General features: G+C 73.6%; 12 protein-coding genes. 4 read left to right on the forward strand and 8 right to left on the reverse strand.

Annotation, left to right across the window (positions count from 1 at the left end; genetic code table 11):
* Positions 1-4 precede the first annotated feature (4 nt).
* Positions 5-1,984: a DUF5107 domain-containing protein gene (locus ACGF3J_RS18850; RefSeq protein WP_393854336.1), complete on the reverse strand. Its 1,980-nt coding sequence runs from the start codon at positions 1,982-1,984 to the stop codon at positions 5-7.
* A 154-nt stretch (positions 1,985-2,138) separates the two neighbouring features.
* On the opposite strand from ACGF3J_RS18850, the gene ACGF3J_RS18855 reads away from it, so the two are divergent.
* Positions 2,139-2,486: a DUF6204 family protein gene (locus tag ACGF3J_RS18855; protein ID WP_161327327.1), complete on the forward strand. Its 348-nt coding sequence runs from the start codon at positions 2,139-2,141 to the stop codon at positions 2,484-2,486.
* Here the strand turns inward: ACGF3J_RS18855 and ACGF3J_RS18860 are convergent.
* Positions 2,458-3,030 (reverse strand): GNAT family N-acetyltransferase, encoded by a 573-nt coding sequence (locus ACGF3J_RS18860; protein ID WP_161327328.1) that lies wholly within the window; start codon positions 3,028-3,030, stop codon positions 2,458-2,460. The two genes, ACGF3J_RS18855 and ACGF3J_RS18860, sit on opposite strands and share 29 nt — an antisense overlap.
* Before the next feature lie 109 nt (positions 3,031-3,139).
* Between ACGF3J_RS18860 and ACGF3J_RS18865 the strand changes: the two genes are divergently transcribed.
* A complete protein-coding gene (locus tag ACGF3J_RS18865) occupies positions 3,140-3,712 on the forward strand; it encodes a helix-turn-helix domain-containing protein (RefSeq protein ID WP_393854337.1) in 573 nt (190 codons plus the stop codon).
* 57 nt (positions 3,713-3,769) lie between these two features.
* The gene (locus tag ACGF3J_RS18870) at positions 3,770-5,212 is read left to right on the forward strand and encodes an NAD(P)/FAD-dependent oxidoreductase (protein WP_393854338.1); all 1,443 of its coding nucleotides are present in this window, start codon (positions 3,770-3,772) and stop codon (positions 5,210-5,212) included.
* 109 nt (positions 5,213-5,321) lie between these two features.
* On the opposite strand, the gene ACGF3J_RS18875 is transcribed toward ACGF3J_RS18870, so the two are convergent.
* The 4 genes from ACGF3J_RS18875 to ACGF3J_RS18890 are packed head-to-tail and all read right to left on the reverse strand — an operon-like array spanning position 5,322 to position 10,439.
* Positions 5,322-6,254, reverse strand: coding sequence for an LD-carboxypeptidase (locus tag ACGF3J_RS18875; protein WP_393854339.1), 933 nt, complete (start codon positions 6,252-6,254; stop codon positions 5,322-5,324).
* Positions 6,251-8,245, reverse strand: a complete 1,995-nt coding sequence (locus ACGF3J_RS18880) for a prolyl oligopeptidase family serine peptidase (protein ID WP_393854340.1) — start codon at positions 8,243-8,245, stop codon at positions 6,251-6,253. The genes ACGF3J_RS18875 and ACGF3J_RS18880 overlap by 4 nt, the downstream gene beginning before the upstream one ends.
* Positions 8,246-8,293: 48 nt before the next feature.
* Complete coding sequence (locus tag ACGF3J_RS18885; RefSeq protein ID WP_393854341.1) at positions 8,294-9,613, reverse strand: M20/M25/M40 family metallo-hydrolase; 1,320 nt, start codon at positions 9,611-9,613, stop codon at positions 8,294-8,296.
* Positions 9,606-10,439 carry a M55 family metallopeptidase gene (locus tag ACGF3J_RS18890; protein ID WP_161327333.1) on the reverse strand — a complete coding sequence of 278 codons (834 nt, stop codon included), beginning with the start codon at positions 10,437-10,439 and terminating at the stop codon, positions 9,606-9,608. The genes ACGF3J_RS18885 and ACGF3J_RS18890 overlap by 8 nt, the downstream gene beginning before the upstream one ends.
* 207 nt (positions 10,440-10,646) lie before the next feature.
* On the opposite strand from ACGF3J_RS18890, the gene ACGF3J_RS18895 reads away from it, so the two are divergent.
* Complete coding sequence (locus ACGF3J_RS18895) at positions 10,647-11,480, forward strand: PIG-L family deacetylase (protein ID WP_393854342.1); 834 nt, start codon at positions 10,647-10,649, stop codon at positions 11,478-11,480.
* 28 nt (positions 11,481-11,508) lie between these two features.
* Here ACGF3J_RS18895 and ACGF3J_RS18900 read toward each other — a convergent pair whose 3' ends face one another.
* Positions 11,509-12,237, reverse strand: coding sequence for a class I SAM-dependent methyltransferase (locus tag ACGF3J_RS18900; protein ID WP_393854343.1), 729 nt, complete (start codon positions 12,235-12,237; stop codon positions 11,509-11,511).
* A 126-nt stretch (positions 12,238-12,363) separates the two neighbouring features.
* Positions 12,364-14,841: a SpoIIE family protein phosphatase gene (locus tag ACGF3J_RS18905; protein WP_393854344.1), complete on the reverse strand. Its 2,478-nt coding sequence runs from the start codon at positions 14,839-14,841 to the stop codon at positions 12,364-12,366.
* Between the last annotated feature and the right edge of the window lie 118 nt (positions 14,842-14,959).

The following is a 14,959-nucleotide window of genomic DNA, read 5'->3' on the forward strand; positions in this document are numbered from 1 at the left end:
GGGCTCATCCCCCGTCCGGACGCATCCGGAAGTCGTGCCGGGCCGGGAGCGGTTCGTCGCCGAGCCGCTCCCACAGCGCTCCGATGCTCTCGTCGCCCTCCCGCAGGTCGGCGACCTCGAAGCCCTCGTCGAAGACGGCCCGCGCCTCCTCGCGCCGGCCCTCGGCGGCCAGCAACTCCCCCTCGGCCAGCCGGAACCGGCCGCGGGCCCGGGTCGCGGGGTCCAGCCGCTCCCACACGGCACGGGCGTCGGCGGTGCGTCCGACCGCGAGCAGCGCGCCGAGGGCCTCGCGGCCGAGGGCGGCGGCGACGGCCGTCCACCGTTCCTCCCGGTCCGGGGCGTCCGCGTCCGACGCGCCCTCGGGATCCGGCCGGCGCTCGCACAGGTCGTCGAAGGCCTCCGCGTACTGGTCGGCGGCCCGCTCGGGGTGGCCGTCCGCCTGGTCGGCGGCGGCGAGGCAGCGCAGCAGAGGCCAGCGGTCGGCGGCGTCTTTGAGGCCGCGCTCCCAGCTGCGGACCGCCTGGGCCCGGTCGTCGCCGTGCCACTGGGCGACCCCCAGGTGGTACTCGGCGAGCGGGGTGGCGGCGGTAGTCTCCAGCATGTCCCGCCAGGGCCGGGCGACCAGGGTGGAGCCGGGCGGCTCGCGGCGTCCGGTCTCGGGGAGGGTCCCGGCGCGCAGCAGGTGCAGCCAGGGTTCCTGCTCCTCGGCCAGGGTGTCCTCGTCGAACGGGGTGCCGGACAGCTGCCATCCCGCCCGCAGCACTTCCAGCGCGCCCCAGCCGGAGCCGGTGGCCAGTCGCTCGCCGGGCTCGGTGTCGGCGTGGGTCCGCCAGGCGTCGTACGCGGCGTCGACGTCGGCCCGCGGCAGGGCGCTCTCCAGCCGCTCCTCCGCGCCGCGCAGCACCGTGTGCCAGTCGCCGTCGGGGGTGGCTTCGAGCGGCCCGTACGCCTCCAGCCAGGACACCTCGCTCTCCGCGTCCAGCCTGACGTGCTCCAGCTGGGTGCGGGCGAGCCCGGCCTGGATCTCGCAGTAGCCGCCGGTGCCGGGCTCGGTGAGCCACTCCTGCCAGCGGCGCCCGCCGGGTCCGGTGCCCCACACGAACAACTTCCGGCCCCGCAGTACGTCGGTGGAGGTCTGCGCCAGCCCGTGGCCGTGCTTGTCGAGCGCGGCGACCCAGCGGCGCCGGCCGTCCGGCACGTCGTAGAAGTAGTCGGCGGCGTAGGTGCTGTTCAGGGGGTACGTCCGGTCGGTGCCGTCGTACTCGGGGACGGGCACGCGCCGCAGCCGCCGCTCGTAGCCGAAGTGGTACGCCTCGTCGGCGGGGGCGAGGACCCGGCGGTCCTCGGGCACGGCGATGTTGGACCACCAGTAGGTCGGCACCGGGCGTTCGTGCGGGTTGCGGACGCGGACGCCCACGTACAGGAAGTCCGAGCCCTCCGGGAGCCACAGGTCGACCTGGAAGGGCAGGTCGCGCAGCCGCTCCCACTCCCACAGGCGCAGCATCTCGCCGCCGTCCGGGGCGGGCACGCGGGCGGCGTGCACGGGTGAGCAGGAGAGGGTGGTGTGTCCGGTGGCGCCGATGTTCCACTCGATGCCGCCGGAGAACCAGGCGCCGTTGAGGGCGAAGTTGGCGGGCTGGAGGACGGGGTTGACGTAGAGGAGTTCGCGGTCGGTCGGCTTGTGGCGCAGGGAGGCGATCCGGCCGCCGAGCGCGGGCAGCACGGTGGCGCGCAGCCGGTCGTTCTCGATGACCAGCGCGTCCAGTTCCCGCGGCTCGCGGGCGCGTCCGTAACCGTCCCGGACCATGACGGGCAGCAGGCTGCGCAGCGGCTCGTAGTCGACCTGGCGGGCCATGTCGCGCGGCAGGCCGGCCCGGTCCCGGTCGTCGATGCGGTGCGCCTCGTCCAGCGGGCGCAGCGGCGGCAGGGGGTTGTCCGGGCCGTGTGGCGCGGCGGGCAGGGTCAGTACCTCACGTCGGATCATCGTCACGGTTCCCCATGGAAGCCGCTCCCCGCCCCGGTGAACAGGGTAGGAGCCGGTCACCGTCGCGCGACTTGGCTCACGTTTAATTCCGTGGGGCGCGGTGCGGGCGGGGGCTTAGGGTCGGGCGGTCGGCGTACGTACTGAGGAGTTGCACGTGAGCGAGCGGCACACCTACCGGGTGATCGTCCGGGGCACCTGGGAGGGTCTGACCGAGGAGGCGCGGGCCCGGCTGCTCGCCGAGGCCGGTGACCACGGGATGACGAGCATGCGGTTCACCGAGGAGGGGTCGCTGTCGTACGAGCCGTCGCCGCTGAAGCACTTCTCGATGCGGTACGTGGTGGTCTCGGAGGCGGCGGACGGCGACGAGATGGCGGCCGCGATCGCCGAGGACCGGGCCGAGGGCACGCTGCGCGGGCTCGGCCACGGGTTCGGTGAACTGCGCTCCACGGTGACGGACCTGGACACCATGAAGATCAACCGGAAGTCACGGTCTCGGCGGTGATCGCCCAGCGCTGATGGTCGCGCCAGGCTCCGCCCACGTGCAGCATCCTCGGTGAGAATCCTTCCAGGTGGAAGCCGCAGGAGCGGGCCAGTGCGATGGAGGCGGCGTTGCCCGGCTGCACGTTGATCTCCAGCCGGTGCAGCCGCATCGGCCCGAAGGCGTGCCGCACCACGAGGCCCAGCCCCTCGCGCATCAGCCCCCGGCCGGCCGCGTGCGCGAAGGCGCCGTAGCCGAGGGCGCCACTGAGGAAGCCGCCCTCGACGATGTTGTTGATGTTGACGAACCCCGCGATGGCCCCGCCGTCGCCGGAACCGCCCGCCCCGTCCTTCTCGCAGATCAGGAACCCGGCCTTGGTGGGGTCCTCGATCAGGCGCGACGCGTAGGCGTCGTACGCCTGGGGGCTGTCCGGCGGGAAGAGCCAGGGGTGGTGCAGGTCCTTGCTCTCCCGGGCCCGGGCGGTGAACTCGGCGGCGTCCTCGTAGGTGAAGTGCCGTATGCCCACGCGAGGGCCCTCGGCGAGGTGACGGGACGGGGTGTGCGGCATGGGATCAGCCTAAAGGGGCGTCACGGGACCCGCCGAGGTAATCAAAGATTTCTTTGATGCTGCCAATATCCATTGTGCTGTCGGCACTCCGTTGTTAGGTTGCCGTTCCATGGCGAACGAGCACCCCGCCCCCGCGGCCGGCATGGGCGGACGTCTGCGCCGCCGCAGAAGGGCCCTCCACCTGACCCTCAAGGACGTGGCGGACCGGTCCGGAGTCACCGAGGGCTACCTGTCCCAGGTCGAACGGGACCAGGCCAACGCCAGCGTGCGCACCCTCCAGCGGCTGTGCGAGGTACTCAGGCTCAACGTGGGTGACCTCTTCGCCGCGGGCGGCACCGCGGCCAACCCCGTACTGCGCTTCCGCGACGCCCGCGGCATGTCCTTCGGCGAGGGGGCCGCGAAGATCAAGCTCACCCCCTCGTCCTTCGACCACCTCGAGGTGCTCCTCGGCCATTTCGCCCCGGGCGGTTCCACCGGCGTCGAGCCCTACACCCACGGCAGCTCCGAGGAGATCCTCCTGGTCCTCTCCGGGGAGGTGGAGGTGCAGATCCGCGACCAGCTGCACCGGCTGTCGGCCCTGGACTCCGTTCACTACCGCAGCAGCGACCCGCACCGCGTCGCCGAGACCACGGGCGTGGACGAGGCCCGGGTCCTGTGGGCCATGGCGCCACCCACCTACTGAGCCACCGCACCGCCGCACCACGCACCGACCCAGCACCTCACCACCGGGAACCCGCCCATGACTGCGTACCGCAACGGTCAGATCTCGCACTGGATGACGGCGGCCCGCACCGCCGCGGACCCGGGCCGCGAGGCCCACCGCCCGACGACGGACCTGCCCGGCGAGGAGCAGGACCTCGTCATCGTGGGCGGTGGTCTCACCGGGTTGTGGGCCGCCTACCACGCGATCGCGGAACGACCCGAGGCACGGATCACCGTCGTCGAGGCCGAGGAGGTCGGCTACGGCGCCTCCGGGCGCAACGGCGGCTGGCTCTCCCCCCTGATCCCCGGCAACCGGGCGGTCTACGCCAAGGCCGCGCGCAGGCGGGGACGGGACGGAGCCGCGGCCGTCGTCTCGTTCCAGGAGGAGATGCACCGGTGCGTCGACGACACCCTGCGCATCCTCGAACAGGAGGGCATCGACGCCGACCAGCACCGGGGAGGGCACCTGCGGGTGGCCACCACGCCCGCGGCGATGAAGCGCCTGGAGACGACCTGCGCCGCGGACCTGTCCCACGGATACCCCGCGCAGGACCTGGAGCTTCTCGACGCGGAGGCCGTCAAAAGGCGGATCGCCGTCCAGCCCGCCCTGGGCGGCCTGCTCACCCGCAGCACCGTCCGGATCGACCCGGCCAAGCTCGTCCACGGCCTCGCGTCCGTCGTCCGGGCCAAGGGCGTGCGGATCTGCGAGGGCACCCGCGCGACCCGCATCGCGCCCGGCGTCGTCACCACATCACGCGGCACCGTGCCCGCCGGAACCGTCCTGGCCTGTGTCGAGGCCTACTCCGGACAGATCGACAGCGACGCCCGCGGCCTGGGCGCGCGCGACGTCATTCCGGTCAACTCCTCCATGGTCGTCACCAACCAACTGCCCGGGGAGGTCTGGGAGCGCATCGGCTGGGACGGCCGCGAGTGCCTCGGCGACGCGGCGCACACCTTCGTCTACGCACAGCGCACCGCCGACGACCGCATCGCCATCGGCGGCCGCGGCACGCCGTACGCCTTCAACTCCGGCACCCCCGGCGAGGGACGGGTGGACGCCCGCACCGTACGGACGCTCAGCGAGCGGCTCCGCCTGTTCTTCCCGGACATGCCGTTCTCCGTCGAGCATGCCTGGCGCGGTTCCATCGGGGTCACGCGCGACTGGTGCGCCGGCATCACCTTCGACCGGACCACGAGGATCGGTGTCGCACGCGGCTATGCCGGGCACGGTGTGACGGCCACGCGGCTGGCCGCCCGGACCCTGCTCGACCGGGCCGAGCACCGCGACACCGCGCTGACCCGGCTGCCGTGGAACGACCACGACTCCGGGCGCTGGGAACCCGAGCCGCTGCGGTGGACCGGCGTCCACGGCATGTACCGGCTCTTCGGGGTGGCCGACCGCTGGGAGGAGAGCCGGCACTCCCGGAACACCTCGCTCATCGCCCGTTTCGGATCCCGGCTGGCAGGACTGAGCGAATGAAACCGATACGGCGGCAGCACGCCACGCCCGCTGCCGCGGCATCCGGGAGGACGGCCGAACAGGCATCCGCCCGAGCGGACCGGAACGCCACCCGGCGCGCGGACCGGCGTCAGCGCAGCGCGGGCCGCTCCAGGGCCAGGGTGCCCGCGTCCGCGTCGAGTTCCGCCGTCACTCCGAAGGGGACGGTCAGCGCCCCCTCGCAGTGCCCGAACCCGAAGTCCTCGACGACCGGGACGCCGAGGCCGCCGAGCCGGTCGGCCAGCAGGGGCCGCAGCCGCTCGTAGGGCTCGCACTCCTGCCAGGAGCCCAGCAGCACCCCGGCGACCCCGTCCAGCCAGCCCGCGCGGAGCAACTGGGTGAGGTAGCGGTCGATGCGGTACGTCTCCTCCCCCACGTCCTCCAGGCACAGCAGCCCGCCGCGCGCGGAGGGCCGGGCGTGCGGGCTGCCCAGTTCGGCGGCGAGCAGGGCGAGGCAGCCGCCGAGGGTGACGCCCCGCGCCCGGCCGGGGACCATCGGGGAACCGCCGGACGCGATCACCCGGACGGTGTCGGGGGCGAACAGGGCGGCCCTCAGGTGCTCCTGCGCCCGCGCGTTCTTGATGAAGTCGACGCCCGCGGCCATCGGACCGTGCAGGGTGACCAGCCCGAGGCGGGTCGCGAACGCCTCGTGCAGGGCGGTGATGTCGCTGAAGCCGACGAACACCTTCGGCCCGGCCGCGCGCATCGCCTCCCAGTCGAGCAGGTCGGCCATGCGCTGGACGCCGTACCCGCCGCGGGCGCACAGGACGGCGTCCACGGACGGGTCGCACCAGGCGGCCTGGAGGTCGGCGGCCCGGTCGGTGTCGGTGCCCGCGAGGTAGTCGAAGGTGCCGTGGCGGTCCAGGACGTGCGGTGCCACGACCGGGTCGAGGTCCCAGCCGCGCAGGACGTCCAGGCCCGCCTGGAGCCGCTCCTCGGGCACCGGCCCGCTGGGCGCGACGACGGCCACCCGGGCGCCGGGGGCGAGCCGGTCCGGCCGGGTCAGTTCCACCGCGCCGCTCACCGGGTCAGCTCCAGGGTGGGGACGCCCTGCGGTTCCAGCCCGAAGACCTGGGCGTAGAGGGAGAGTTCGGCCTCCAGGGCGCGCACCATGGTCTCCGCCCGGCGGAAGCCGTGCCCCTCGCCCTCGAAGGTGAGGTAGGCGTGCGGCACCCCGCGGCCGGCCATGCGGGTGAGGAAACGCTCGCACTGCACGGGCGGGCAGATCACGTCGTCCAGGCCCTGGAGCAGCAGGAACGGGGCGGTGACGCGGTCGGCGTGCTCGGCGGGCGACCGTTCGGCGTACCGGCCGGGCACCTCGGCGTACGGGCCGACCAGGCTCTCCAGGTACTGGGACTCGAAGTCGTGGGTCTCCCCCGTGCCCCAGCCGGTCAGGTCGAGGATCGGGTAGATGACCGTGCCGCAGGCGTAGACGTCGGTGGTGGCCAGGGAGGCCGCGGCGGTCCAGCCGCCCGCGCTGCCGCCGCGCACCGCGAGCCGCCGCCGGTCCGCGGTGCCCTCCTCGGCGAGGGCGAGGGCGACGGCCGCGCAGTCCTCGACGTCGACCACGCCCCACTGCTCGCGCAGCCGGTTGCGGTACTCCCGGCCGTGGCCGCTGGAGCCGCCGTAGTTGACCTCGGCGACGCCGATGCCGCGGGAGGTGAAGTAGGCGATCTCCAGGTCGAGGACGAGCGGGGAGCGCGTGGTGGGACCGCCGTGCGCCCAGATGACGTAAGGCGGCAGGGTGCCCTCCGGGGCGCGGCAGCCGGGGTGGTGCGGCGGGTAGAGGTGCGCGTGGATGTCGCGGCCGTCCGGGCCCGTGAAGGTGCGGATCTCCGGCCGGGGATAGTACGCCGGGTCCACGACATCCTCGTGGAGCGAGCCGACGGCGCGGGCGCGGCCGGTGCGGGTGTCCAGCTCGACGACCTCGTAGCCGCTGTGCGGGCTCGCCCCGACGCCGACTACCCTCCCCCACCCTCCGGGCGGGGGGACCCCCATCCCGCTTCGCTCACCCTGCGCGGCCAGGGTGGGCGCGAACTCGGTCCAGGGGCCGGCCGCGTCGACGACCTCGCCGGTCTCCGGGTCGAGTATCCCGAGGACGGCGGCGCCGCGGCCGTGCAGGACGGCGATCAGTCCGCTGTCCAGGGGCGCGAACCAACGCTGGCCGAGCTTCCACAGCGGTCCGCCGAACTCCTCGTCGCGGGCGCACAGCGGCGATCCGTCGCGGTAGAGGTTCCACCAGCCGGTGCGGTCGGAGGCGTACAGCAGGGCTCCGTCCGGGGCCCAGTCCACCTGGGTGACCGACTCCTCGGGGCCGCCGGCGGCGGTCCGGGCGTCCCGGAAGGTGCCGTCGGGGCCGATGTCGGCGACGATCAGCTCGGTGCCGTCCCAGGGCATGCGCGGGTGGTCCCAGGCGAGCCAGGCCGCGCGCCGCCCGTCGGGCGAGACGCGGGGTCCGGTGACGAAGCGGTGGCGCGCGCCGGTGAGTTCGCGGAGCCGGTCCCGGTCGTCGGCCGCCGAACCGTCCAGCGGCACCGCGACCGGGAGGCGGCGCACGTCGGTGGGCCCGTCACCGGTGAACTCCTCCAGGACGCACCACACCTCGCCGTGCTCGGGGCGCACCTGCGGCTCGACCCAGCGCAGGCCGCCGCCGACCGGGGAGACCGGAGTCAGCGGACGCGGCTCGGCACCTCCCGGCCGGTAGGCGTAAAGCCGTTGGTCGGCGAAGTTCACGAAGACCACCAGCGGACCGGCGTCGGTGGTGACCGCGGCCCACGGCCGGCCGCCGTACTCGATGACGCGGCTGCGCACGTTCCACGGCGGGGGCAGCACCGGCTCCTCGGTGCCGTCGGGGTGCCGCCGCACCAGCGTGCGCCGCCCGCCCTCGGTGGGCCGGGGCGCGGTCCACCACACCTCGTCGCCGACGAAGCCCACGTCGTCGGGGCGCCCGTCGTGCGCGGCGGCGAGCGCCGCGTCGATGGGCGAGGGCCATGCCCCGTACGCAAGAGTCCGCACTGACTCCCCCACTTCCTTCTCTTCTCGGGCCGCCCGGTCGAAACGGCGCTAGGCCGTGCGCAGGAACCAGTCCAGGACCCGGACGCCGAAGTGCAGCGCCTCGACGGGGACGCGTTCGTCCACGCCGTGGAAGAGGGCCTGGTAGTCGAAGCCCTCGGGCAGCTTCAGCGGCGCGAAGCCGTAGCCGGTGATGCCGAGCCGCGAGAACTGCTTGGCGTCCGTGCCGCCGGACATGCAGTACGGCACCACGTGCCCCTCCGGCGCGAACTCCTCGACGGCGGCGCGCATCCGGGCGTACGTCGGCGAGTCCACCGGCGCCTGGAGGGCGACCTCGCGGTGGGCGAACTCCCAGTCCACGTGCGGCCCGGTGAGCCGGTCGAGGGTGTCGCGGAACTCGTCCTCGCCGCCGGGCAGGAACCGCCCGTCGACGTGCGCGACGGCCTCACCCGGGATGACGTTCAGCTTGTACCCGGCGTCCAGCATGGTCGGGTTGCTGCTGTTGCGGACGGTGGCCTCGACGAGCTTGGCGGCGGGCCCGAGCTTGTCCAGCAGCGCGTCGACGTCGCTCAGGTCGCCCTCGATGCCGTAGACGGCGGCGATCTCGGTCAGGGCGGCGCGCACGGTGGGGGTCAGCCGCAGCGGCCACTCGTGGTCGCCGATGCGGGCGACGGCGGCGGCGAGCCGGGTGACCGCGTTCTCCCTGTTCACCTTGGAGCCGTGCCCGGCGCGCCCGCGGGCCGTGAGCCTGAGCCAGCCGGTGCCCCGCTCACCGGCGGCGATGGGATAGAACTGCCGCCCCGCCCCGTCGTGGAACGTGAACGCCCCGGACTCGCTGACGCCCTCGGTGCAGCCCTCGAACAGCGGGGCGTGTTGGTCGGCGAGGAAGCCGGAGCCGTCCTCGGCGCTGGCCTCCTCGTCCGCGGTGAAGGCGAGCACGATGTCGCGCCGTGGCCGCACGCCCGCGCGGGCCCAGCCGCGCACGACGGCGAGGATCATCGCGTCCATGTTCTTCATGTCGACCGCGCCGCGCCCCCAGACGACTCCGTCGCGGATCTCGCCGGAGAAGGGGTGCACGCTCCAGTCGGCGGCCTCGGCGGGCACCACGTCCAGGTGACCGTGGACGAGCAGCGCGTCGGCCGACGGGTCGGTGCCCTCGATGCGGGCCACGACGTTGGTGCGGCCCTTGGTGCGCTCCAGCAGTGTGGGCTCGATCCCGGCCTCGGCGAGCCGCGCGGCGGCGTACTCGGCGGCCGGCCGCTCCTGGCAGTCGCCGCCGCCCCGGTTGGTGGTGTCGATCCGGATCAGCTCGGAGGTGAACCGGACGACCTCGTCCAGCGCCTCGGCGTCCGTACCCGTGTGCTCAGCCATACTGCTCCTCCACCGCCGCCGAGACGATCGTGGTGACCGCCTTGAAGGTCCTGATCGTCTCGAACATGGTGTCGTGGGTGTACGCCACCTTCCGCTCCCCCACCTGCGCCACACCCGGCACCACGGTCGCGGCCGCCGCCAGGTGCTCGGCGTCGAACTCCAGGGCGACGGTGAACGGCCCGCCGCGCACCGGCTCGTAGCGCACCGCGAGCGACGTCGCCTCCTTGGCGGCCGCGCGGATGTCGGCGGCGGTCCTGGCGGGCGTACGGCACACGGCCGCGTACCGCGACACATGGTCCTTGACCGCGACCTTCCGCGCCTCGGGCGCGTAGCCCAGCGCGTCCTCGCAGGCCAGGTCGTCCCCGGTGACCAGCACGACCGGCACCCCGTACTCGGCGACGACGTGCGCGTTGAGCAGACCCTCACTGGCCCGTACGTCGTTCAGCCAGACGCCCGTGATCTGGTTGGCGAGGTAGGTGTGCGCGAGGACGCCCTCCATGCCGGCGCCCGTGTGGTATCCGATGAACGCGATGCCGTCCACGTCCCCGTGCTGGACGCCCTCGACCATGGACAGCGTCTTGTGCCGCCCGGTGAGCATCTGGGCCCGCTCGTCGAGCCGCTCCAGAAGCAGGTTGCGCATGCTCCAGTGCGCCTCGTTGACCAGCACCTCGTCGGCCCCGCCGTCGAGGAACCCGAGCACGGCCGCGTTCACGTCGGAGGTGAACATCGACCGGCACCGCTCCCACTGCGGCGTCCCCGGCAGCACGTCGGCCGGCCAGGTGACGCCGGTGGCGCCCTCCATGTCGGCGCTGATGAGGATCTTCATGCGGAGGACGCTACATGCCGCTGAATATGCTGGCCAGGGGCCACACGACAGCCACTGGTCCATACCACTCGAGCGGCCGCTTCCGGCCGTCTCGCGGTCGGACGGCCGTGTCGGGAACAGCCGGACCGGCCCTCGCGGTTGGATCCGGCGGAGAGACCGGGGCGCCGCGCACCGGAACGAGACGTACTTACGCAGGAGGACTGCTTCATGACCGACCGGCCCCTGACCCTCATGGCCGTGCACGCCCACCCCGACGACGAGGCGACCGGAACGGGCGGAATCCTCGCGCGGTACGCGGCCGAGGGCATTCGCACGGTTCTGGTGACCTGTACCGACGGCGGTTGCGGTGACGGGCCGGGAGGTGTCAAGCCCGGCGATCCCGGGCACGACCCGGCGGCCGTCGCCCGCATGCGCCGGCAGGAACTCGAGGCCAGCTGTGCGGCCCTCAAGATCAGCGATCTGGAGACGCTGGACTACGCCGACTCGGGAATGGTGGGCTGGCCGAGCAACGACGCTCCCGGCTCCTTCTGGCGGACGCCGGTGGAGGAGGGCGCCGCCCGGCTCGCGGAGCTCATGCGGCACTACCGGCCCGACGTGGTCGTCACGTACGACGAGAACGGCTTCTACGGCCACCCCGACCACATCCAGGCGCACCGCATCACCATGGCGGCGCTGGAGACGACCGGGCTGACTCCGAAGGTGTACTGGACGACGATGCCCCATTCGACGATGCGGCGCTTCGGCGAGCTCATGAGCGAGCACCAGGAGGACATGCCGGAGCCGGATCCCGCCGAGGCCGCCGCGATGGCCGAGATCGGTCTGCCCGACGACGAGGTCACCACGTGGGTGGACACGACCGCGTTCAGTGACCAGAAGTTCGACGCGCTGGCCGCGCACGCCAGTCAGGGCGAGAACATCTTCTTCCTCAGGATGGGCAAGGAGACGTTCGGCGAGCTGATGGGCACGGAGACCTTCGTACGCGTCCGGGACACGACCGGCTCGGCCCTCCCGGAGGACGACCTCTTCGCCGGACTGCGCTGACCCGGCCGCCCGGCCACCGCCGGAGCCGCTACACCGCGCGGGCTCCCGCCACCACCCAGGTGGAAGGCAGCTCGATGCGGGCGCCGTCCGCCGTGTACTCCGTGGTGATCAGAGGGAGCTCGCCGGTCGCCAGGACGGTGAGGCCGGCCGTGCGCAGGTGCTCCGGTACCGCCTCGTCGGGGACCGCGCCGGGGGTGAGGCCGTGGCGGAGGACGGGGGCGAGTTTGGCGGGCGGGCCGTCGGGGCCCTGGGCCAGGTCCGCGAGGACGGTGCGGGCCGCCTGCACGGGCTCCACCAGGAAAGCGCGGCCGCGGGCGCCGAGGAGGGCGGCGAGGGCGTCGGCGAGGGGCTGGCGGTCGTCGGGCTCGCACTGGTGCAGGACGCCGCGCACGTAGAGGTTGGCGTCGCCCAGCTCGGCGTGCAGCGTCTCGACCTCGGCCTTGTCGGCGGCGTCCAGCTGCCGGTACGTCGCCCGGCCCTCGGAGTCGGCGCGGCGGGCGTGGTCGAGGGCGGCGGCGGAGAGGTCGGCGCCGACGACGTGCCCGAAGCGTTCGGCGAAGTAGCGGGTCTGGGTGCCGTTGCCGCAGCCGAGGTCGATCAGCGGCAGGGCGGGGTCGGTGAGGTGGGGCTCGAAGTGGGCGAGGTGGCGGCCTGCCGTCAGCACCGGCTCCGCGTCCCAGAACACCGCCCCCTGGCTCCCGGGTGCCTCGTTCCAGAAGTTCTCCCAGGCTGCCCGGTACCGACTCGTCACGCTCATGCCCGTCTCCCCAGGTGCGACGACGTACGGCCCGTCGAGAGCGACGGGTTCGTACGGTGTATCGCGCCCCGCGCACGGCCACAAGCGTCCGGCGCATTCCTTCACCGGACGTGCGAACTCCGTCAATCAGCGGCGGGGCAGGGTGAGTTCGAACCAGACGGTCTTGCCGGACGTCGTGCGGCTCGCGCCCCACTCCCGGGCGAGGGTGCTGACGACGCGCAGGCCCCGCCCCCTCTCGTCGTCCGGCCCCGCGTTCCTCAGCGCCGGCAGTTCGTGGTCGTCGTCGTCCACCTCGCACAGCAGCGTGTCCGCCCGCACCAGGCGCAGTTCGACGGGGCGGGCGTGGGAGTGCCGTAGGGCGTTGGTGACGAGTTCGCCGACCATCAGCCCGGCGGCGTCGGCCTGCCTCGCCAGGCCCCAGTCGTGGAGCTGCTCGCGGACCGCGGCGCGGGCCCGCCCGACCTCGGAGGGGTCGCGGGCGAGGCGCCACTCGGCGACCGCGTCGGGCTCGATGCCGTTGAGCCGCGCCATCAGCAGGGCGACGTCGTCCTTGCGGCCGCCGCGGGTGCCCAGCGCGCGGATGATGGTGTCGCAGGCGTCGTCCATGGACGCGGCGGGGTGGGCGGCGGACTCGCACAGGGTGGCGAGGCCGACACCGATGTCCTCGCCCCGCATCTCCACCAGTCCGTCGGTGCACATCACCAGCCGGTCGCCGGGCGCCACCGGCACCCGTACCGACTCGAAGGGCACCCCTCCGACGCCGATCGGCGCCCCGGTGGGCAGCTCGATCAGCTCGCTGGCGCCGTCCTCGGCGCGGACCAGGACCGGCGGGATGTGCCCGGCGTTGGCGAGGTGGAGTTCCCCGGCGATGGGGTCGTAGACGGCGTACAGGCAGGTCGCGAGGTGGGTGTCGCCGAGCCGCTGGGCGAGGTCGTCGAGGTTGCGCAGCAGTTGGACGGGCGGCAGGTCGAGGCCGGCCATGGTCTGGACGGCGGTACGCAACTGGCCCATCATCGCGGCCGAGTTGAGACCGTGGCCCATGACGTCGCCGACGACGAGGGCGGTACGGGCGCCGGGCAGCTTGACCGAGTCGAACCAGTCGCCGCCGACGCGGCCGAGGAGGGTGCCGGGCAGGTAGCGGGTGGCGATGTCGCAGCCGGCCATGCGCTCGGGGATGTGCGGCAGCATGCTGTCCTGGAGCGTCTCGGCGACGTTCTCCTGGTACGTGTACATGCGCGCGTTGTCGAGCACGAGCCCCGCGCGGGCGGCGAGTTCGGCGCCGGTGACCCGGTCCATGTCGTTGAAGACGGCCCGCTCCGGGTGCCGGAGCAGGATCATGAAGCCGAGGACAACCTGGCGTGCCTTCAGCGGCACCAGCAGCATCGAGCGGCCCGTGATGAGCGGCCGGATGTCCCGCTTCTCGAACTGCGAGGCGATGGCGTGGCCCATCTCCTCGGTGATGCGCGGCACCAGGACCGGTTCGCCGCTGGTCATGCACTGGAAGAAGGGGGTGTGCGCCGGGAACGGCATGGCCTCGCCGACCGGTACGACGTCGTCCCAGCGGCCGGGTTCGTCGGTGTGCTCCAGGGCGACCCGGTGCCACATCGTCGTCGTGTCCGGCACGCCGTCGGGGAAGCCCTCGCCGGCGACGACCTGTTCGCGCAGATAGGTGCCGGCGACGTCGGTGAAGCGTGGCACGACCGCCCTGCTGACCTCGACGATGGTCCGTGAGAGGTCGAGCGAGGTGCCGATCGCGCCGCTGACCTCGTTGAGGAACTCCAGGCGCTCGCGGACGGCCGCGTACTCCAGGTCCTCCGCCTCGTCGCGCAGGTCGTCCGGCACCGGATCGCCGGCCGCCGGCGCCCGGGCGGCCCGCTCGCGGCGCGCCCTGCGTTCGGCCCGCCGGGGCACGCCCCAGTCGGGGGTGACCGGCACGCGGTCGTTCTGGCTGAACTCCAGTACGGGGTAGCCCAGTTCGAGGACCTGCGAGACGATGCGGGCGCTTTCGCCGACGCTCATGCTGGGCAGGATCTCGGGGAGGCGGCGGGCGAGTTCCTCGGCGCCGGGGAAGTCGGTGTGCAGCGCGAAAGCGGGCGCGATCCGCTCCACCGTGGCCGCCGGGGCCGCACCGTGGCCGTAGTCCCGCCGCAGCCCGTCCGCGTCGGCGGCGAGCACCAGCAGTCGCTCCGGGCCCGGCCCCACCAGGGGGTACGCCCACCAGAGGACGTCGACACGCCCGTCGGTGGGAACGGTCAGCCGGGCGCGGCCCGCCGCCGGGTAGGACAGCCGCCCGTCGAGGGAGGACTCCAGGCCGGGCCCGAGGCCGTCGTAGTCGGCGTACGCACCGTAGGCCGGGGCGTCCTCGGTGCCGGCCCCGGGGAGTACGCCGGAGACGGGCAGCAGGTCGGGTGCGGGCCGCCCGATCGCCTCCTCCTTGGGCAGGCGGAACAGCCGCCGTGCGCCGCGGCTCCAGTGGGAGACCAGTCCGTCGCGGTCCACCACGACGACGGCCAGCGGGACACGGCCGGTCACGGGATCGGGCGGCACGGCGCCGCGTCCGGCCGGGCGGCCGTGAGATGTGTCCCGTTCGATGCCATGGTCCATGGCGTCAGGCCCTCCCTGCCCACGGCTCCGCAAGATCTGAGTAGCCGTCACCACCGTACGGCGGTGCCCGGTGACCATGTGCGGCAACGGGGGAATTGGTGGCGCGCGGACACACCGG

The organism is Streptomyces sp. NPDC048171 (genome assembly GCF_043202655.1).
Classification (GTDB): domain Bacteria; phylum Actinomycetota; class Actinomycetes; order Streptomycetales; family Streptomycetaceae; genus Streptomyces.